This window comes from Paeniglutamicibacter quisquiliarum (assembly GCF_019084045.1).
In the GTDB taxonomy this organism is placed as follows: Bacteria; Actinomycetota; Actinomycetes; order Actinomycetales; family Micrococcaceae; genus Paeniglutamicibacter; species Paeniglutamicibacter quisquiliarum.
The window spans coordinates 26,588-46,434 of the sequence record NZ_JAHRED010000011.1 but is presented as its reverse complement, the minus strand read 5'-3'; the positions used below and the strand labels follow the sequence as shown (position 1 = coordinate 46,434).

Annotated in this window: 16 protein-coding genes; all 16 read right to left on the bottom strand. The window is 68.1% G+C overall.

The window, feature by feature from the left end:
- Nucleotides 1-30: 30 nt before the first annotated feature.
- Nucleotides 31-987, bottom strand: a complete 957-nt coding sequence (dapF, locus tag KRR55_RS17255) for a diaminopimelate epimerase (protein WP_217390552.1) — start codon at nucleotides 985-987, stop codon at nucleotides 31-33.
- A gap of 66 nt (nucleotides 988-1,053) precedes the next feature.
- Nucleotides 1,054-1,962: a tRNA (adenosine(37)-N6)-dimethylallyltransferase MiaA gene (gene miaA, locus KRR55_RS17250; protein ID WP_217390551.1), complete on the bottom strand. Its 909-nt coding sequence runs from the start codon at nucleotides 1,960-1,962 to the stop codon at nucleotides 1,054-1,056.
- 4 nt (nucleotides 1,963-1,966) lie between these two features.
- Nucleotides 1,967-3,478, bottom strand: a complete 1,512-nt coding sequence (gene miaB, locus KRR55_RS17245; protein WP_217390550.1) for a tRNA (N6-isopentenyl adenosine(37)-C2)-methylthiotransferase MiaB — start codon at nucleotides 3,476-3,478, stop codon at nucleotides 1,967-1,969.
- 257 nt (nucleotides 3,479-3,735) lie between these two features.
- Nucleotides 3,736-4,023 carry a hypothetical protein gene (locus tag KRR55_RS17240; protein WP_217390549.1) on the bottom strand — a complete coding sequence of 96 codons (288 nt, stop codon included), beginning with the start codon at nucleotides 4,021-4,023 and terminating at the stop codon, nucleotides 3,736-3,738.
- Nucleotides 4,024-4,357: 334 nt separating this feature from the next.
- Nucleotides 4,358-4,687, bottom strand: a complete 330-nt coding sequence (locus tag KRR55_RS17235) for a hypothetical protein (RefSeq protein ID WP_217390548.1) — start codon at nucleotides 4,685-4,687, stop codon at nucleotides 4,358-4,360.
- 335 nt (nucleotides 4,688-5,022) lie between these two features.
- Nucleotides 5,023-5,928, bottom strand: a complete 906-nt coding sequence (locus KRR55_RS17230; protein WP_217390547.1) for a hypothetical protein — start codon at nucleotides 5,926-5,928, stop codon at nucleotides 5,023-5,025.
- The gene (locus KRR55_RS17225) at nucleotides 5,928-11,441 is read right to left on the bottom strand and encodes a DUF6531 domain-containing protein (RefSeq protein ID WP_336245157.1); all 5,514 of its coding nucleotides are present in this window, start codon (nucleotides 11,439-11,441) and stop codon (nucleotides 5,928-5,930) included. The genes KRR55_RS17230 and KRR55_RS17225 overlap by 1 nt, the downstream gene beginning before the upstream one ends.
- Nucleotides 11,442-11,585: 144 nt before the next feature.
- On the bottom strand, nucleotides 11,586-11,867 hold the full coding sequence (locus tag KRR55_RS17220; RefSeq protein WP_217390545.1) for a pyrophosphorylase: 282 nt from the start codon (nucleotides 11,865-11,867) through the stop codon (nucleotides 11,586-11,588).
- A gap of 245 nt (nucleotides 11,868-12,112) precedes the next feature.
- Entirely contained in the window at nucleotides 12,113-12,979 is an 867-nt protein-coding gene (locus KRR55_RS20695) for a regulatory protein RecX (protein WP_336245156.1), read from the bottom strand.
- A gap of 4 nt (nucleotides 12,980-12,983) precedes the next feature.
- Nucleotides 12,984-14,030: a recombinase RecA gene (gene recA / locus KRR55_RS17210; RefSeq protein ID WP_217390544.1), complete on the bottom strand. Its 1,047-nt coding sequence runs from the start codon at nucleotides 14,028-14,030 to the stop codon at nucleotides 12,984-12,986.
- 211 nt (nucleotides 14,031-14,241) lie between these two features.
- Entirely contained in the window at nucleotides 14,242-14,466 is a 225-nt protein-coding gene (locus KRR55_RS17205) for a DUF3046 domain-containing protein (protein ID WP_217390543.1), read from the bottom strand.
- 137 nt (nucleotides 14,467-14,603) lie between these two features.
- On the bottom strand, nucleotides 14,604-15,029 hold the full coding sequence (locus KRR55_RS17200) for a helix-turn-helix domain-containing protein (protein ID WP_217390542.1): 426 nt from the start codon (nucleotides 15,027-15,029) through the stop codon (nucleotides 14,604-14,606).
- 209 nt (nucleotides 15,030-15,238) lie between these two features.
- The gene (locus tag KRR55_RS17195; protein WP_217390541.1) at nucleotides 15,239-15,751 is read right to left on the bottom strand and encodes a CinA family protein; all 513 of its coding nucleotides are present in this window, start codon (nucleotides 15,749-15,751) and stop codon (nucleotides 15,239-15,241) included.
- A 33-nt stretch (nucleotides 15,752-15,784) separates the two neighbouring features.
- Nucleotides 15,785-16,387, bottom strand: coding sequence for a CDP-diacylglycerol--glycerol-3-phosphate 3-phosphatidyltransferase (pgsA, locus tag KRR55_RS17190; RefSeq protein ID WP_217390540.1), 603 nt, complete (start codon nucleotides 16,385-16,387; stop codon nucleotides 15,785-15,787).
- A gap of 9 nt (nucleotides 16,388-16,396) precedes the next feature.
- Complete coding sequence (locus tag KRR55_RS17185; RefSeq protein ID WP_217390539.1) at nucleotides 16,397-19,291, bottom strand: FtsK/SpoIIIE family DNA translocase; 2,895 nt, start codon at nucleotides 19,289-19,291, stop codon at nucleotides 16,397-16,399.
- A 212-nt stretch (nucleotides 19,292-19,503) separates the two neighbouring features.
- Nucleotides 19,504-19,845, bottom strand: a complete 342-nt coding sequence (locus tag KRR55_RS17180; RefSeq protein ID WP_217390538.1) for a hypothetical protein — start codon at nucleotides 19,843-19,845, stop codon at nucleotides 19,504-19,506.
- Between the last annotated feature and the right edge of the window lie 2 nt (nucleotides 19,846-19,847).

The following is a 19,847-nucleotide window of genomic DNA, read 5'->3' as shown; positions in this document are numbered from 1 at the left end:
GGTTCCCCTGGGGGAACCCGGCCATCGTTGTCAGATCTCGGTGATCTCGCCGCGGGACACCAGGACCGCGGGGCCGCTGAGCACCACGTGTTCCCGGCCCGTGGCACCCTGGGTGAATTCGATGCCCACCTCGCCGCCGGGAACCTGGACCTTCCAGCTGAGAATGTCCTGGGCGTGGGCCCAATGGCGGGTGGCCGCCGCGGCGGCGCAGGCCCCCGTGCCGCACGACAGGGTCTCGCCCACGCCGCGTTCGTGCACGCGCATGCGCAGCGAACCGACGCCGTCGGTGACGATGGGGTCGGCGGCCAGGACGTATTCGACATTCGTTCCCTGCGGGGGCAGCGGCCGGACGTCTGGGATCACAAAGAGTTCCAGGTCCTCCAGCTCGCCGGCGTTGGCCACGGCAACGACGGTGTGGGGGTTGCCCATGGAGATGCTCAGGGCACCGCGCGCCTTTTCCAGGCCGGTGGTGGTGACCCTCGAATCGAGCCCGTTTTGGGTTGCGGCCTGTTCGAAGATGAACTCCCAGGGGCCCATGTCCACGGCGTAGCCGTCCTCGAGCCGGGTGACGACCTTTACCCCGGCGCGCGTCCCGATGGGAAGGCGGGAGCCCACCGGAAGGTCCACCAGGTTTTCGCTCAGCAGGAAGTGCACGAAGACGCGCACGCCGTTGCCGCACATCTCGGAGATCGATCCGTCCCCGTTGCGGTAATCCATGAACCAGTAGGCGTCCGGGCTGGTTTCCAGCACTTCCCGGCCCTCGGCCAGGGTGGCGGAGGGAACCGCGCGGATCAGCCCGTCCCCGCCGATGCCGCGGTGCCTGTCGCACAGGGCGGCGACCTGTTCGGCCTCCAGCCGGTGTTCATCGAGCGGATCGGAGATGAGGACGAAATCGTTTCCGGTTCCGTGCCCCTTGGCATAGGGAAGCCGCCCCACGACGGACTGCAGGCTTGGGGTGGTCACTGGTGTGGGGTCGTTCGCGCTCATGGTTACAAGAATACGTGCCGCAAAACCCCGGCACCTATTTGGGTCCGGGCGGGACGCCGTGCGGAATCAGGATTCCCGGATGCGGGCAAGGACCCGGGATACGAGGGTCCTGTCCGTGGGGTCGAACCAGCTGACCCGGTCATCGGCACCGAACCAGGTGACCTGGCGCCGGGCGAATTGCCGGGTCGCGATGACCGTCTTTTCCGTGGCGTCCTTTTCCGACATGGTGCCGTCGAGCACGGCCAGGAATTGCGCGTAGCCGATGGCCCGCGAGGCGGTCTTTCCCTCCCGCAGCCCCTGGGCATCGAGACGGCGCACCTCCTCCAGCAGGCCGAGTTCGACCATCCTGCCCACCCGAGCCGCGAGGCGCTCGTGCAGCGCGGTGCGGTCGATGTTCAGCCCGATCTGGAGTGCCGGGGCGTGGTATTGGCGTTGGGGCATGAACGAGCTGAACGGCTTGCCGCTGATTTCGTGGACCTCCAGCGCGCGGATCAGGCGCCGGTCATCGAGGTTCCTGGCCGCGGAGGCCGGATCCACCTCCGCCAGGCGTGCGGCCAACGGGGCAATGCCCGCTTCGGCGGCCTCTGCCTCCAGCCGCCGGCGAATTGCCGGATCGGTCGGCGGGAAGTCGATCTCGTCCAACGCCGCCCGCACATACAGGCCGGACCCGCCGACCAGGATGGGCACCAGGCCGCGGCCGCGGATGTCGTCGAAGGCATGGCGCGCCTCGGCCTGGAAGCGGGCGACGCTGGCCTCCTGGCGGACATCCATGATGTCGAGCAAGTGGTGCGGTACCCCGCCGCGTTCATCCGGCGGAAGCTTGGCCGTGCCGATGTCCATGCCGCGGTAAAACTGCAGGGCGTCGGCGTTGACGATTTCGCCGCCCAGCTCCCGCGCCAGGGCGATGGACAGGTCGGACTTCCCCGTCCCGGTGGGGCCGACGACCGCGAGGACCGGCAGCTGCTCGGAAGCCATGCCCCTAGCCGCGCACCATCAGGGAGGGCATGCCCAGGTTGGTCTTGCCCCCGGCCGCGCCCGAACCGGGGGCGGGAACCGCGCAGCTCTCGGCCTGGGCGCGGTCCCAGGCGTCACCGGCGCGCGAACGGCGCAGCGAGTACTGTTCGGCGCACGGGTCGGAGACCAGGTGGAAGGCCGCGGCACCGGTGATCGGCACGGTGACCAGGTCTCCCGGGCGCGGCGCCTCGGCGCCGGCCGGCACGGAGAAGTGCACCAGACGCTGGTCGGTGGACCTGCCGGAGAGGCGGTGGGTTTCCCCAGCCTTGCGGCCGGACTGCTCGGTCACCAGCACCTCGACGGTGCGCCCGACCTGCTTGGCGTTCTCTTCCTTTGCAATGCGGTCCTGCAGCGCCGTGAGACGTTCGTAGCGTTCCTGCACCACGGCCTTGGGCAGCTGGTCGGGCAGGTCCGCGGCCGGGGTGCCGGGGCGCTTGGAGTACTGGAAGGTGAAGGCCGTGGAGAAGCGCGAGGCCTCCACCACGTCGAGCGTCGCCTGGAAGTCCTCCTCGGTCTCGCCGGGGAAGCCCACGATGATGTCGGTGGTGATGGCCGCGTGCGGGATCTGTTCGCGGACCTTGTCCAGGATGCCCAGGAACTTCTTCGAGCGGTAGGAGCGGCGCATGTCCTTCAGGACCTTGTCCGAGCCCGACTGCAGCGGCATGTGCAACTGCGGCATGACGTTGGGGGTCTGCGCCATGGCCTCGATGACGTCGTCGGTGAAGGCGGCGGGGTGCGGGCTGGTGAAGCGCACGCGCTCCAGGCCCTCGATCTGCCCGCAGGCGCGCAGCAGCTTGCCGAAGGCCAGCTTGTCGCCGAATTCGACGCCGTAGGAGTTCACGTTTTGGCCCAGCAGGGTCACCTCGATCGCGCCGTCGGCGACCAGCGCCTCGATCTCGGCGAGGATCTCCCCGGGCCGGCGGTCCCGCTCCTTGCCGCGCAGCGAGGGCACGATGCAGAAGGTGCAGGTGTTGTTGCAGCCCACGGAAATCGACACCCAGCCGGCATACACCGACTCGCGGCGCGTGGGCAGGGTCGAGGGGAAGACGTCCAGGGACTCGAGGATCTCCAGTTCCGCCTGCTTGTTGTGGCGCGACCGGGCGAGCAGGGTCGGCAGCGAACCGATGTTGTGGGTGCCGAAGACCACGTCGACCCAGGGGGCCTTCTTCAGGATGGTCTCGCGGTCCTTCTGGGCCAGGCACCCGCCGACGGCAATCTGCATGTTCGGGCGTTCGCGCTTCAGCGGTGCGAGCATGCCCAGGTTCCCGTAGAGCTTGTTGTCCGCGTTCTCGCGCACGGCGCAGGTGTTGAACACGACCACGTCGGCGACCTCGTCGGTCAGGGCCTCGTCCTTGCGTTCCAGCCCTGCGCCCTCCAGCAGGCCGGAGAGGCGTTCGGAATCGTGGACGTTCATCTGGCAGCCGAAGGTGCGCACCTCATAGGAGCGGGGCATCTCGTCGCCGTCAATCTGGGTCATCGGTTCATGCTCAGTCACCGTTCAAGGTTACCCAAAGTTTCGTGGCGCACCATCCCGGGGCCGGCAAACGTCCAGGCGGTGTCATTCGACGTCCTCCGACATCCCTGAAACAACACCACGCGTTCACCAGCGACCGGCCAGGTGAATCACGTCCGCGCCACGCCACCGGCCGCCACGGACGCCTACATCACGATGTGGTTCGGGGATCTGCCGGCAACTGAACCAGGCCGCGCGCTCCCCCGCTCGAGAAAACTCCCTCAGGAGTCCTCGAGCTCAGCGAGCCCTCGGTACGCGGCCTCACGGATGTGTTCCAAGAGTTCGTGAATGCGGTTCGTTTGCTTCTTCAGTAACCTGCCGTCTTGGTAAAGCACCAGGTCATTCACGCCCCCCGCGCCGCCCCTGAGGGATTCCAGAATCCCCTTGTAGATCCGGATCGCTTCCGAGTCGGTCAACGCCGTGCCAAGTTCGTTGGCTTTCACCCGAAAGATCTCGGACCAATCGGGTTGCGAATGTTCGGCAAGGATCTCCGAAAGCTCCGTGACCATGCGAACGAGGTTTTCGATACCCAATGTGCCCGTTTTCCCTTCACGTCGGCTTTCTCGTGCTCCAAGTCCCGCACCTTCAAACCAAATCCGACTTGAGGCTTCGGACCGTGGAACGCGGATTTCATACATGCGTCGTTGTCGCAGCCGGCGGTAAATCCATCGACGGTTGTCGTCTGGATGACGTGTTCCGCGCATCATCGGCCCGAACAGGCTCCAAGTCCGGCATTGGGGCAATCCCGCGTTTGGACAATGACGCGCCGTTCCTCGCCAGGGACGCGGGGATGGCAACCGCAACGTCCGAGGAGCCCGGCCGGGTTGCTGCATGCCCGCGTGTCTAGCCGCGGGAACCGCCCCACCAGCGAAATCGTCGGGTGCCGCGGACATGGCCTCTGGCAAATTTCCGCAGGTCTTCAATTAGTGCATTGAAACGGTTCGTCGCCTCCGCATTGACGGACCCGTCCGCATTCGTGACGGGCCTGTCGCTGATCGTCATCGGGCCCGCCCGGAGCGATTCCAGGACCTCCCGGCAAATTTCCGCCAAGCGGTCGCGCGAAACGCCCGCCTCGAGTTCGCGGGCGAATTCGTCGTAGGCACGGGCCGCCTCCGGCAGTCGTTCCTTCTCAAGGTATCCGGCGAACTCGTGCATGATGCCAGCGGTGTCCATGACTGGTTCCCTTTCTGGTTCAGCGGCCACGGTGATCCCTTCAAGGATGCTTCCGGCGCCTCGCCGATAGGCGGCGGAGCCAGCTGCGCTTGTTTCAGTCGGTAATCGGATCTGCCCTTAAGCTCGGCCGGCCCTGCATGTGCGAATCGGTCGAGATCCCCCGCAACACCGGGGCTTTCACGCGGAAGGTTTCCAAGCATTCCGGCCGCGATTGTCCAGCGAGGATTTCGGAGACCTCCTGGATCACGTGGATCAGGTCTTCAGTGTTGTCGAAGGCAACATCAGAACGGCAGCCCCCGGGCGTCGCGCTCCAGGGGCCACATGCCATGACGGTCCTACAGGATGTCCTCGTGGAACAAGGATTGCCACCGATACAACCCGCCGTCGTATTCGAGCAGGACCCGGCGATGGAGCAAATCGTGGAATTCCCGGCCCAGCAACGGTTCGATGAGTTCGCGGCTCTTGTCCGTCCGTTTCGTCCACTCGGGCCACCGCTGGCCCACGGGAGTGCATTCGACCTCCATGAGGCGGCGCTGGTCCCCGGTTTCGTCCGTCAACCACCGCTTGCGGATCTTGGGCAGGTTAAGCGTATGCGCCCAGGCCCAGGCTGTGTCTTCTTCCGGCACAAACTCGTAGACGGCTTCCAACGCTGCAGGCTCGACGCCATGGGCTTTCCCCAAACGCTCCAAGGCAAACGCGTACCGCCGCGGCACCGCAACCTTCTCGGAGCGCACCGCTTCGGCCAAAGACCCCAGCGCCGCGCCGGGTTGGCCCGCGCCGACCAGCCCATAGGCGTGCACCCGTGCCTCGGCAGACAGGACGTCCCGGAACCACGAGGCAACCCATTGGACATCCATCAGGGCACGTCGTGCTTCGGCGCCCTCGAGGGGCCATTGCTGGTCCGCTGTTCCGGGCCGGGACGAAACCCAGGCCCCACGTCGCCGTTCGCCTCCGGGCTGCCAGCGTGCCCGGTCCGCCGCGGAGACGACGCCCCGCGCCGCCGCTTCATCCATGCGCTCCTCGTTGGTCAGCAACAGCGATGGCCACGAGGTCGCGCTCAGCAGGCCGACGGGGTCCTTGTCCCGGACGCGGAACGCGGGAATCGCCGCGCCGGCCGGCGTGGCCTCCACGTCGTAGACCCTGCCCCTGAAGATGTCTGCCGGGGCGTTTCCGACCCGGCGCACCCGGTACCCGGGGGCGCCATCGCCGGGTGCGGTGGAGTCGTGGTCCTGGTTTGTCATTAGGGAACCCTCAAGTCGCTGTTGGGCTGTTCGGCATAGGTGTACCCGCGGTAGCCGTTCACTTCCACCCGTTCCATTTGGTAGAACGGGCTTCCGTGCAGGTCGACCCCGATGTCCGTCAGGTTCTTCCCCTGGGCCATCTGGGACCTGATCCAGAGCCGGTTGACGTCGAGATCCACCCGATCCTGCAGCCAGGAGGCCGGCCGGTGCAGCACGTTTCCCTCGCTGGTTTCGAAGAGATTGCGGATCCGTGCCGGGGTCCCGTTGTAGTAGCCGGCCCCCGTCGCGTCGGCGAACGGCGTCACGCGCCCGTCCATCCACCGTCCCATGATCGCGGTGTCCGCATCGGGCCGCGTGGTCAGGGGGCGGATGACGTTGTTCACGACGGGGCCGGAACGCAGCAGCGCACGCCCGGCGTAGGTTCCGGCGCCGGCGCCGAACCCGCCCGTGGCCGCACCCATGCCAATCCCCGTCCCGGTGGCCTGGAGGTAGCCCAGCGGTGTGTGAGGTCCCGGCCCGGTGCCATAGGTGTAGGCATTTCCGGCTCCGCCCGACGTGGCTCCGGCGGCAACGCCTTCGGCGACGGCCGCCCTGACACCGTTTACCCCGAGCGCGCCCATGCGCCCGGCCATGACCGCGCCGCCCAGGCCGCCGGTCACCGCCATGACGGCGGTCTGGCCCCAGTTCACGTCCCCTGTGGTGGCCTTCTGGATGATGACATCGGCACCGGCACCGATCAGGGCCATGCCCACCGGGCCGCCCACGCCGGTGGCCATCAGCACGCCGCCGGCCACGACCATGGCCCCTCCGGCAACGTATTCCCAGTTCTCGCTCATCCAGTCCCCGGCCGCGGCCAGGGCTCCGTTGTTCGATTCCCGGTAGGCGGCCAGCTCGGCCTCGGTCACCGGGCGCAGGCCCAGCGGGTCGATGGCGTGCAGCGGGTCGTTGCCGGCATACGAGTAGGGGTTTGACGCCCATCCGGCACCTGCCACCGGATCCAGCGGATCGACCGAGAGGAAGCCGCGCGTCGCGGGATCGTAGGCGCGGGCGCCGAGCCAGTCCAGGCCCGCCACCTGCACCCCGCCGTTGGCGCCGATGCCCAGGCCCGCAGGCAGGCCCGGCACGGTGCCGGCGGCCATGGCCCAGGGGTTCGTTGCCTCGGTCGGGTGGGCGCCGCGCCATCCGGCTCCCAGCAGGCTGCCGTCCACGGCGGCCAGCCCGCCGGGCAGGGCGGTGACCGAACGCTCCCCGATGGAAACCACGCGCGGGGCGTACTCGGCGGTGTCCCACCAGAGCGCGGTGCCATCCACCTCGGCCAGTTCGCCCAGTGCATCCACCCACAGCGTGTGCAGCGCTCCGGATCCCTGCGGGTCGGTGTGCTCCACCGTGCGCAGGGTGCCCAGGCCGGACCATCCGTAGCGGGTGGCCCCGTCCGGTCCCGTGCCGGCGGTGCGCCTGCCCGAGGCGTCATAGGTGTACTCGGTCCTCCCCGCGCCGGTGGCGGTGGCCAGCAGCTGGCCGGCCGCGTCGTAGGTGGAGGCGGTGGTGTGCCCGTTGGCGGTTTCGGCAACCATCCGGCCGGCCGCGTCGTAGCGCCAGGTGGTAACGGTTCCGTCGGCCTCCTGCATGCGTTCGAGCTGGCAGGCGCCGTCGTAGGCGTAGCGGGTCTCGGCCCCGCCGGTGCGGATCGCGGCGATGCGTCCGTCCGCATCGCGCACCAGCTCAGTGGTCTGGACCCCGTCCGGGGTGGTCACGGTGTGGCGCACCAGCGCCCCGGCCTCGTAGTCCCAGGCCTGCAGGATGTCCCCCGCGGTGGCGCCCAGCAGCTTCCCGGCCGCGTCGTGGGCGTAGGTGATGGTGCCGAACACCGGGTGTTCCACGGCCGCGAGGCGGCCGGCGGCGTCGTGCCGGTATCCGGTGCGCGTCCCCTGCGGGTCCAGCAGCGCGGTGCGCCGCCCGTCCGCGTCGTATTCCCAGGCCACGCCGGCACCGTCGCGGGTTCGGGAGACCAGCTGGCCGCGCCGGTTGAAGCGCAGCTCGTGCAGCACGGCCGTTGAATCGGGGCGGCTGCCGTCGGTGATGCGCACGGCGCGCTCGCGCGCATCGCGCTCGACCTGCACCAGAATCTGTCCGTCCACGGAAGTGGTGGCCGCTCGCCCCGCGGCGTCGTAGCCCCAGGCGAGGCGCTGCCCGTCGGGGGCCTGCTGCCAGAGCGGGCGGCCGGCCGTGTCGTAGCCGGCAGTTGTGGTGCGGCCCAGCGGGTCGGTTTCCGACACGACCCGGTCCCCCTGGTCGTAGCTGCGGCGCACCACCGATCCCAGCGGGTCGGTGCTGGACACCAGGCGGCCGCGTTCGTCGTACTCGTAGCGGGTCACCCCGCCGAGGCCGTTGACGGCCTCGGTGAGCTGGCCGGCGGCGTCGTAGCGGAAGCGCCGCATGCCGAACACCGCGTCGGCGGCCCCGGTGAGCCGGCCCGCCTTGTCGTAGTCGTAGCGGGCGGTGCCGCGCGCCGGCAGGCTGCGGGAGATGACCCGGCCCATGGCGTCGTAGCGGATGCGCTCGGACTGGCCGTCGGGGAAGGTGCGGGCGACGATGCGCGAATCGGCGTTGTAGGCCAGGGTGGTGCGGGCGCCGGAGGCATCGATGTTCGCGCACGGGCGTCCGGCAGCGTCGTATTCGATGCGGGTCACCGCCCCGGTCGGGGACACCTGGGCGGTCACCCGGCCGGCGGCGTCGCGCTCGAGCCGGGTGAGCCCGCCCTCGCCGTCGACGAGCTCGACCACGCGTCCGCACAGGTCATAGGTGGCCAGCTCGCTGCTGCCGTCTGCCTGCTCGGAGGCGACCGGGCGGCCGTATTCGTCGCAGCGCAGCGTGCCGCGCTCGAATTCGTCGGCGACGCCGAACGCGCCGGCGGCCGGGTCCACGGAGAATTCCTGGCGCACCCCGGTGGGATCCACGACCGCGGACAGCTCCCCGTTCACCCCGTACTCCCGTACCCAGCTGTTGCCCTCCGGGTCGGTGATCCCGGTCAACCGGGAGAGCGTGTCGTGGGCGAAGCGCCATTCGGCGCCGTCGGGCAGCTGCAGCGAGGCCACCTGGCCCAGGTCGTCGAAGCGGCGCGCCACCGCGCGGCCCAGCGGGTCCACGGTACGTTCCAGCTGGCCGTGGGCACCGTGCTCCATCACCGTGCGTGCGCCCAGCGGGTCGGTGATGACGGCCAGGGCGCCTCCGGGAGCGTATTCGAAGCGCCACAGCGCCCCGTCGGCGTCGCGGCGCGACGTCAGCCGCCCGGCGCCGTCGTAGAGGTAGGATGTGCGGGCCCCGCCCGGGGAGACGGCCTCGGTGACCCGGCCGGCCTCGTCGCGGTGCAGCCGGGCGGTGTTTCCGAAGGCGTTGGAAATGGCCTTCAGGTCCCCGAACCGGTCGTGGGCGAACTCCATGACGACCCCGGTGGGATCGGTGATGCGCGCCAGCAGCCCGTGGTTCCATTCCAGCTCGGTGCGCCCGCCCTCCGGGTCGATGACCACGCTCGGATTGCGCGCGGCGTCATCCGGATACTCATAGGTCACCACGGCGCCGGTGCCACTGACCACGGTCAGGGGCCGGTCCGCCGCATCGTAGCCAAAGTTGAATTCGGCGCCGGTCGGGGTCAGGGTGCGGATGCGCCGGCCGCGCTCGTCGTAGGCGTGCACGCTGAGGCTGCCGTCGCGTTCGGTGGCGGACACCAGGTTGCCCCACCGGTCGTAACCCATCGACTGGCGGTTGTCCTGCCCGTCGATGACGCCGACGAGCCGGCCCTTGGCATCGGCAATCCAGGTGTTGGACCGGGTGCCGTCCTCGTCGGAGACCACCGTCAGCCGGCCGGGCAGGTAGGCAAATCGGGTGGTGCGCCCGAAGGCGGAGACCTGGGTGAGCACCCGGCGCCGGTCGTCGTAGGTGTTCACCGCCTCGGCCACCCCGGCGGCATCGATGACGGCTTCGATCAGCCCGACGTCGTTCCACCGATAGGTGCGGGTTCCGCCCGGACCGGCGGCAGCGACCAATTGCCCGGAGGCGTCGTAGGAGAAGTCCACCCGGCGACCGTCCGAGGCCTCGAGCCGGGTGATCCGGCCGCCGTCCTCAGGCTCGCCGGAGTATTCGGCACTGACCCAGCGGCCGCGTTCGTGTTCCAGGCCCGTGATCCGTCCGTGGGCGTCGTGCAGTGCGGTGATGCCGCTGCCCGGGCCGCGGTCGGTGGACAGCCAGGTGCCCGATGCAGTGAACACCCATCGGGCGCCGGCGTTGTCCGAGGCAACCAGGACCTCGGCCGTGTCCGCGTCCGGGGTTCCGGCGCCGTCGCGGGCAGGTTCGCCCGAGGCTGTCATTGAGTGGCGCTGCAGCCACCAGTTTTCGCCGTCGGCGCGGTCCCAGCCCTCGCCCAGCCGCGGAAAGCGCACCTCTCGTCCGTCCGGCAGGACCAGGGAGGCGCCTTCGTCGTCCAGCTCCAGGCGCACCTCGAAGATCGAGGCCCAGCCCGGGCCGAACACCCCGGTGGCCTCGGACAGGGAGTTGTACATCCGGGTCGCGGCCAGGTTCGCTGCCGCCCCGGCGAAGCCGAGGTCGACCTCGGGTTCCAGGAAATTGCCGGTCGAGGTGTTCACCGGGTCGTTTGAATAGCCGGTCGTCGGCGGTCCGCCGTAGGCCTGCGCCGGGGTAATCGTCAGGTCCTGGCGCGATGCACCAACACCCTGGGAAGCCAGCGCCGCCAGCAGCGCAGCGTTCGACAGCTGCGAGACGTTGCCTTCGCCGCCCGCGGCGGCAAACGCGTCGGCAATGGTGCGCGCCCACAGCACGTCTTGTTCGTTGGCCTCAAGCCACTTTTCGAATCCGCGGACCACGGGGCCGGCGCTCAGCCGGCCGTAGCTGCAGCGGGCCGAGAAGTCGGCCAGGTGCCCGCGCAGGGAGCCGGGCGTCCCGGCCAGGTCCGAGTTCAGGTTCGCCGATCCGGTGGCAAATGTACGCAGGTCGCTGGGTCGGGCTGCCGAGGTTCCGCCGCCACCGCCGCCGTTGCCCGGATTCGGGGTTTGGCGTACGCCGGTCCGCGGTTCGGATGCCTGCACCGAGACCGGGGCGGACGGCGGACCGACCGGCGGATCCTCTTCGCCGAAGACCGCGTCGACGGCGTTGAGGAAGATATTCGCGTCGCGTTCGTCCTTGCGTTGTTTCCATTCCCGGGCCAGGCGCCGGCGCTCGTTTTCGCTGTGCGCCTGTTCCTTCAGTTGCTTGGCGCCGTCGGCCGCTTCGCGCAGCCGCGCCGCCAGTTCGCTCGCATCGGATGAGGCCACGCCGGCGTTGTCGGCAAAGAGCTGGGAGAAGTGGCCCTTGAATTCCGTGCGTGCCGCTGAGACCAAGGAGGACCGCGATCCGGCCTGCCCCTCGATCTTCGACGCCGCGGCCCGGAACGCGCCAATCAACGCATTGGCGGTACCGAAATCAAATTCAACGTCGTGCTCAAAGGCCCCCAGATTGGCCACGTAATACTCCCTCATCAGCCCGCGGGAACAGCCAGTTCCCCGAAAAAACCACCCGGGCACCGTCGATGCCCCGAAAAGATATTGAATGCGCCCCCGTCGTCTGTCCGGCAGTGCCGGTGACAACGGGGGCGAAGGAAAATCCGGCTAGTTGCCGCCGCCTGCGGTGAAGATGTTCGTCGAGATCTGGTTCAGCTGGCCACGCAGCTGCTCGAGTTCGGTGCGTGCCTTGTCCAGCGCGGCCTTGGTCTCCGGCCAGGTGGTTCCCCGGAATTGGGCTGCCAGCGGGCCGTCCCATACGTTCGGGTCGGAGAGGAGGCGTCCCTGGGCGTCCAGCTGGCTGATCTGGTCGGTGAAACCGCCGTTGATGATCGCCTGGATCTGCTGGATGGCGGTCTTTGCCTGCTCTGTTGATAGGACACGCGACATGAAATCCTCCAAGGATTCGTGGGGTGGTCAGCAACTCCAGCGCGATTGCCGGAGACTCGAACGTGAATAACTCTAACAAGATGACATGGATTTTTCCAAGGATTACAGGCCGTGGGATCCACCTTGGGTGCACCGCGACGCACGAGAGACGGAGGGCATCCGGCCGGATCCCGCCCATCGATCGCCCGGCGACCCGGATCGGGCGGCAATTGCCGTCCGGCAGCAGCACCGGGGAAGTCCGCGTTTTAGTCCTGCTCTCCGAAGCGGACTTCCCACTCCTCACGCGCGATGCGGAATGCCATCGAACCGCCGTAGCCCTTGCGTGCGAGCATCCCGACCAGGCGGCGCAGCGCCTTGTCGCGGTCCGCGCCCATTGAATCGGGCCGCAGCTTGGTGCGCACCAATTCCCTGGCGCGTTCTTCCTCGTCGCCGTCGTCGATCTGTTCCAGGGCCTGCTGGGCGGTCTCGTCGTCCACGCCCTTTTCCCGCAGTTCGCGCTTGATCGCCCCGCGGGCCAGGCCGCGGCTGCGGGCGCGGGACCGCACCCAGCCCTCGGCAAACGCCTCGTCGTCCACGAGCTGGATCTCCTCGAACCGGTCCAGCAGTTCCTCGGCGATGTTCTCGGGGATCTCCTTTTCCAGCAGCTTCGTCTTCAGCTGCGCCCGACTCTTGGCCGAGGCGGTGAGCTGCCGAAGCAGGATGGCGCGTCCCTTGGTGGCATATTGCTCATCGCTCAACTCAAGGGGTTCCTTGGCTTCCCGCGGGGTCCTCTCCCGGGTCCGGGGAGTCCGGGTCGAGGTGCGCTTGGAACCGGAGGGGGCCGAGCGTCCGCCGCCGCCCCACGATCCCGTGCCGCCGGCGCCGCGCTTGGGAGTGCGTGCCGAGCCGCGTCCGGCGTATCCGGCGCGTTCCCCGAAGGCGGGCTTCGCCTCCGGCGGTCCGGGAGCCTCCTCGGGCGGCGGGGCCGTCGAGGCCGCCTCGCTGTGCGCCCAGACGGGGATCTCGGACAGGTCGCCCCAGTCCGAATTGCCGTCGGCCGGGAACGACCAAAGCGGCCGTTCGGCTCCCTGCGGGGAGCCGGACGAACCGCCCTGGTGTTTGGTGGTGCCCACGGAACTAGGACTCCTTGACCACGCGCAAGGTCTCGCCGTCCTTGTCCTCGGCGGCCTGGCCGATGCCAAGCTTCTCGAGGATCTGGCGTTCGAGTTCGTTGGCGAGGTCAGGGTTGTCGCGCAGGAACTTGCGGGCGTTCTCCTTGCCCTGTCCCAGCTGGTCCCCGTCATAGGTGAACCATGCACCTGACTTCTTGACGAAGCCCTGGTCCACGCCGATGTCGATGAGGCTGCCTTCGCGCGAAATGCCCTGGCCGTAGATGATGTCGAATTCGGCCTGCTTGAACGGCGGGGCCATCTTGTTCTTCACGATCTTGGCGCGCGTGCGGTTGCCGACCGGCACCGTGCCTTCCTTCAGCGTTTCGATGCGGCGCACGTCGATGCGGATCGAGGCGTAGAACTTCAGCGCCTTGCCACCGGTGGTGGTTTCCGGGCTGCCGAACATCACGCCGATCTTTTCGCGCAGCTGGTTGATGAAGATCGCCGTGGTGCGGGTCTGGGACAGGCGGCCGGTGATCTTGCGCAGGGCCTGGCTCATCAGGCGGGCCTGCAGGCCGACGTGGCTGTCGCCCATCTCGCCTTCGATTTCGGCCCGGGGCACGAGGGCTGCCACGGAGTCGATCACGACGATGTCGACGGACCCGGAGCCCACGAGCATGTCCATGATTTCCAAGGCCTGCTCGCCGGTGTCCGGCTGTGAAACCAGAAGCGCATCGGTGTCGACGCCCAACTTCTTGGCGTATTCGGGATCCAGCGCGTGCTCGGCGTCGATGAAGGCGGCGATGCCGCCCATGCGCTGGGCGCTGGCCACGGCGTGCAGGGCAACGGTGGTCTTACCGGAGGATTCCGGACCGTAGATCTCCACCACGCGGCCACGCGGCAGGCCGCCTATGCCCAGCGCGATGTCGAGTGCCACCGATCCGGTGGGGATGGCGGCAATGGGTGCAACGGTCTTGTCGCCCAGTCGCATGACCGAACCCTTGCCGTATTGCTTGTCGATCTGTGCAAGTGCAGCTTCGAGGGCCTTCTCGCGATCTTTACCAACGGCCATTGTTCACCTCGGTTGTTAGGGCCACCCGATGAGGGGTTTGGCCGGTACTCTTTGTCTATCCACGAGCGTACGACGGGTGGCCGACACTTTGGTTTCGGGGTGCACGTTGCTGTGGAAAACCCGGCAACGTGCACCCCGACGAACTCTCACTGAGAACTCTACACTCTTCCGAACAGATATTCGAAGGCGGTGGGCGTGTTCCTCGAATATTCTACCGCTTCTTGATCGGCTGGTCCCTGCCCAGGCGGCGCTCGGGCGGCACATCCTGCATCTCGCAGACCGCCAGCCACACGTCCCGCGGAGGGACCCCCTTGGCCAGCGCCTCCTGGGCACTGACCCCGCCCACGGCGGACAGCACCAGGGAGGAAGCCAACGTGCGGGAATAGCCCGCACCGAACTCGTCGTCCATCAGACGCCAGAAATCACTCAATCGCACCTTCGCAATTGTGCCACGGGAAGCTGGGGCCTTAAGCAACAAGACCCCCGTGCCGGAGTCCTGTTCACGATGAACGGACGCCCGCACGGGGGCCCTGCAACGGAGCCCGGGTACACCACCGGGTCCGTGTGGGTTGTCTAGTGGCTCGGGGCCAGGCGCTTGCCGAGTTCAACCGGATATTCGCCAGCGAACTCGCTGGTCAGGTCCACGGGAACCGTATCCGGAATGGTGATGCCTTCTGCGATGGCAACGCGGTCGCTGACCTCGCGGAGCATCAGCGAGAGCGGCACCTCGAGGGCGCCACAGATCGAGGAGAGAAGCTCGGATGAGGCTTCCTTCTGTCCCCGCTCGACCTCGGAAAGATATCCCAGGGAGACGCGAGCACTGTGGGAGACTTCGCGCAGGGTGCGTCCCTGGCGTTGACGTACATCGCGGAGCACGTCGCCGATTTCATGTCGAAGGACTACCATCTTGCGCTCCTCTTTGTCGCGGCGGACCTCGCTCTGTAGGCCCACATCACGCCAACGGACCACACCGTTTACCGATACTGGTTGCTTGACCATGTGCATTGCCTTTTGTTCTCCGGTCCTAAGATGCCTTGTGGGGCGATCGGTGCGGGTCACTGTATTGTGCCCGTCATGGGTAATAACTGCCGGGAGTCGTTTTTTGTTCCCACGCCCCCACCTTAGCCATTGCCGCGGGTTATTTGCCACAACAATCGCAAATCGATCTGCATTGGTGTCACAAAACGATTCATAGCCACCATGCCCCATCAAGCTGTGTGCTTGCTGGGCACCAGGTGGGAAGCAAGCAATTCCAGTGCCGCCACGGTGCTCGAGAACCGGATCCCGGCCCGGTCGCCGGCAAAGCGGTGCTCGGTGAAGCCGCTGCCCGAGCCCGAGGCAAAGCCCAGGAACACGGTGCCCACGTCCTTGCCGTCGTGGGCGTCCGGGCCTGCGACGCCGGTGGCGGAAACCGCGAGGTCCGCCCCGCAGGCGCGCCGGGCACCCTCGGCCATCTGCCGGGCAACCTCGCCGTCGACGGATCCCCGCTCGGCCAGCAGCGCCGGATCCACGCCCAGCACCCTGGCCTTGACCGAACTCGAGTAGCTCACCACCCCGCCCTGCAGCACGGCGGAGGCGCCGGGCACCTCGGCAAGTGTTGCCGCGATCATTCCGGCGGTCAGGGATTCGGCGGTGGCAAGGCTGGTCCCCGCGGCCTTGGCTGCGGCGATGACCCGGCCGGCCAGCTCGGCGCAGGTGCTTGCGTCCTGGGGTTGTGTCATCTGCCCGGGTCCTTTGGCGTTGGCGGGCGGCGGCTAGCCGCGCGGGGTGGCCGCGGCGCGCAACTGCCAGGCCTTGATCAGGTAGTCCAGGCCGGTGACGACGGTGACGGCCAGGGCCAGCAGCATCACGATGAACGCCACCACGTGTAGCCAGTCCAGCGTGTGGGTCCACGGCAGCAGGTAGAGCAGGATCGCCGCTGTCTGCATCACGGTCTTGAGCTTGCCGCCGCGCGAGGCGGCCATGACGCCGTAGCGGATGACCACAAAGCGCAGCAGGGTGATGCCCCATTCGCGCACCAGGATCACCAGGGTGATCCACCAGGACAGCTCGGCCAGGATCGAGAACATCACCAGCGCGGAGCCGGTGAGCAGCTTGTCGGCGATCGGGTCGGCGATCTTGCCGAAGTTGGTGATCAGCCCGCGGCTGCGGGCCAGGTCCCCGTCCAGCTTGTCGGTGTACATGGCCGCGGCGAAGATCGCCACGGCCACCCAGCGCATCAGCCCGTAGTCCTTCTCGTCGGCCACCAGGGCCCAGACGAAGAACGGGACCATGAGGATGCGCAGGACGGTGAGCACATTGGCGATGTTCAGGGTCGGCACGTGGGCCGGTTGCGGGTTCGCTGGGGTTTCAGTCACGCCTCAAGGCTACCTTCCGGTGAGGTTCCAGGCGTCTTCCGAGCCCTCGTCGTCGGCGCCGTCGTGGTAGTCAACGGCCTGTTCGAAGCCGTCGAGGTCCTCCGCGACAAGGTCGGTGCCGTAGTGGTTGGCGTTGGCGTTCTCGGCCAGCGCCGCCTCGGTCGCGGTCGGGACCACGTCGCCGGCACCGGTTTCGTCCCCGCGCATCGCGGCGAGCACCTCGGGCAGGTCGTCGGGCTTGACCAGCACGTCGCGGGCCTTGGAACCCTCGGAGGGTCCCACCACGCCGCGGGACTCGAGCAGGTCCATGAGCCGGCCGGCCTTGGCGAAGCCCACGCGCAGCTTGCGCTGCAGCATCGAGGTGGAACCGAACTGCGTGGTCACCACCAGCTCGGTGGCCTGCAGCAGCAACTCCAGGTCGTCCCCGATGTCGTCGTCGATCTGCTTCTTGGGCGCCTCGGCGGCGACGTCGTTGCGGTACTCGGCCTTCAGCTGGCCCTTGACGTGCTCGACGACCGAGTGGATCTCGGACTCGGTGACCCAGGCGCCCTGCACGCGCATGGGCTTGGAGGTGCCCATCGGCAGGAAGAGCGCGTCGCCCTGGCCCAGCAGCTTTTCGGCGCCGGGCTGGTCGAGCACCACGCGGGAGTCGGTGACCGAGGAGGTGGCAAAGGCCATGCGCGAGGGCACGTTGGCCTTGATCAGGCCGGTGACCACGTCGACGGACGGGCGCTGGGTGGCCAGCACCAGGTGGATGCCGGCGGCGCGCGCCAGCTGGGTGATGCGCACGATCGAGTCCTCGACGTCGCGCGGGGCGACCATCATCAGGTCCGCGAGCTCGTCGACGATGACCAGGAGGTACGGGTAGGGCTTCATGATCCGCTTGGAGCCCTCGGGCGGGACGGCCTTGCCGTTGCGCACCGCCTTGTTGAAGTCGTCGATGTGCTTGAAGCCGAAGTTGGCCAGGTCGTCGTAGCGGGTGTCCATTTCCTTGACCACCCACTGCAGCGCCTCGGCGGCCTTCTTCGGGTTGGTGATGATCGGGGTGATCAGGTGCGGGACGCCCTCGTAGGCGGTGAGCTCCACGCGCTTGGGGTCGACCATGACCATGCGCACCTCGTCGGGGGTGGCGCGCATCAGGATCGAGGTGATCATCGAGTTCACGAAGGAGGACTTGCCGGCGCCGGTGGCGCCGGCCACCAACAGGTGCGGCATCTTGGCCAGGTTCGCCACGACGAAGCCGCCCTCGACGTCCTTGCCCACGCCCATGACCATCGGGTGGTCGGTCTTGCGGGCGTTGTGGCTGCGCAGCACGTCGCCCAGCACCACGATTTCCTTGTCGGCGTTGGGGATCTCGATGCCGATCGCGGACTTGCCCGGGATCGGGGACAGGATGCGCACATCCGAGGAGGCCACGGCGTAGGAGATGTTCTTGCTCAAAGCCGTGACGCGCTCGACCTTGGTGCCCGGGGCCAGCTCGATCTCGTAGCGGGTGACCGTGGGGCCGCGGGAGAAGCCGGTGACCTTCGCGTCGACCTTGAACTGGGTGAGCGTGTCGGTGAGCGCGGCGACGACCGCGTCGTTGGCCTCGGAGCGTTCCTTGGACGGCGGGCCGGCGGGCAGGAAGTCGGAGGCCGGCAGCGTGTAGGTCACGTCCCCGGAGAGCTGGAGCTGTTCGGTGCGCGCCGGGATCGGCGGCAGCGGGGCGGCGGCCGGGCGCGAGGGGATCTGCGGGATCGCGCCGGTGGCGTCGTCGTCGTAGTTGGCCAGGTCGATGGCGCTCATCGCCTGGGTGTCGGCCTCGGGCTCCCGGCCCAGTCCCACGGCGTCCATGATGGCGGCGCGGTCGCGCTCGTCCTTGGTCGGGCGGCGCACGCCCGGGCGGATGGCAGGTTCCTCGTGGGCGGTGTCGACCGCCTCGTCGTAGAGGTCCACCGGGTGGCTTCCTGGTGCGATCGTGTGGTCGTAGGCGTCGGTGATGACGGCCTGGTCGTAGGCGCCCTCGCCGGTGTTGCCCAGCAGGTCCTCGGCGGACCTCTCATCGGCGTCCTTGTCCTTGCCGAAGAACCGCGTCTTCCTGCGCGGCTTCTTTTCCGGCTGCTCGTCGTAGAGGTAGGACTGGTCGTGCTCGTCCCCCGTGAGCTCCACGGTGCCGGTGCGGGCCCCGGGCTCCGGGTGCTGGCCCATGAGCTTTTCGTAGCCCTCGCGGAAGCGCGCGGGGATGTGCCTGAAGGGCGTGGCGGTGAGGATCATCAGGCTCAGCAGCGCGAGCACGATCATCACGGCCATGGCCCCGGGGCCGGAAATGAGCCCCGCCAGCGGCAAGGTCGCCAGGGCGCCGAGCATTCCGCCGGCCCCCCAGAGCTCGTCAAAGGGCGCGGAGACCGGGGGCAGTCCCCCGACGACGTGGGAGATCCCGGATCCTGCCAGCGAGAGCAGGGCCAGGCCGATGCCCACGCGGTTGTTGGCGCGGTGCTCCTCCGGCCAGCGGAAGAGCCGGATCGCGCCGATGAGCAGGATCGGCGGCATGAGCGCGGCCATGAACCCGAAGGTGCCCCCGGCCACCGCGTGCACGAACGCGCCGTAGCCCGGAGCCTCGCGCAGTCCCCACCACTCCACCGAGGCGATGACCACGGCGAGGATGACCAGGAAGAGCCCGGTCCCGTCGCGGCGCACCTCGTAGGGCGGGTGCACGTCGCGGCCGACCTTGCGGAAGGCCCCGCCGGTGACGCGCGCGATGCCCATCCAGGCGGAACGCACCATGCGCACCGGCAGCGGGAAGTCGTGCTCTACCGGTGCGGGTGCGCCCTTGGAGCTTCGGGTCGTCTTGGACGGGGAGGTCGACGCACGCGGTTTGCGCGTGGTCGTTTTCCCCTCGCCTTGCGAGGAGGTACGTGGGGCCATGGCTCTAGGGTATCGCCCGCCGGCCCCGGGACCCCGAATTTACACGGTTCACCGGGGAACAGGGGCTGTGGAGAAGCGTCACAGGCGTTGGCGGCGTGCAAGGAATCGTTGTGGAACGGGGCAGCCGCGGCGAATGTATACGGAACTGATTCGAAGCCTTGGTGCTGGCTCAAAGACCAAACAGCACCGATCCATTCAGCTTTCCGGCATCATCACTTGGTTTCGTTGGGATGTTTCGTGTGCACTTGCTCGATGTAGACGTTGTGGCCCACGGTGTAGAACCAAATGCGGGCGTCGCCCTTCGCCGTGGGCTTGTGCTGCCATCGTTCATGCGTGGACCCATCACGTTTCACCATGCCCAGTTCGCCTTTGAGCCGATAGTTCGTGGGCGTACTCACCATCGGTGTACGCGTCAAGAAGTCCCAGGTGTCTACCAGGGAATTCCGGGTCGTCGCTTTCAGGTCATTCCAACCACGTGCAGCCTGAGTCGTTGCGAACCAAATGTCGAATTCGCTTTTCTTCGTCGGGCGCTCGACCTTCTCGCCTTTCGCCATAC